The following is a 289-nucleotide window of genomic DNA, read 5'->3' on the forward strand; positions in this document are numbered from 1 at the left end:
TGTTGAGTTGACCGGTACTAATAGGCCGAGGGCTTAACCACCCTAAACTTTGTGCTACGCGTCCACTGTGTGATTCACAGCAAACGAACAACCACCCCGATTTTGAGGGTCCGGTTGGTGTCGACTTGTCGGCGCCGGCGGGCTCGGAGAAGTCAGGTTGCTGGTTCTTCGCTGTTGCTGAAAGGTGTTTCGGTGGTCATAGCGGAGGGGAAACGCCCGGTTACATTCCGAACCCGGTAGCTAAGCCCTCCAGCGCCGATGGTACTGCACTCGGGAGGGTGTGGGAGAG

Annotated in this window: 1 rRNA gene; it reads left to right on the top strand. The window is 57.4% G+C overall.

The window, feature by feature from the left end:
• Window positions 1-188: 188 nt before the first annotated feature.
• Window positions 189-289, top strand: a 5S ribosomal RNA gene (gene rrf, locus WH85_RS48055); the annotation flags it as partial.

The sequence above is a fragment of the Actinoplanes rectilineatus genome, from assembly GCF_000962825.1.
Classification (GTDB): domain Bacteria; phylum Actinomycetota; class Actinomycetes; order Mycobacteriales; family Micromonosporaceae; genus Actinoplanes; species Actinoplanes rectilineatus.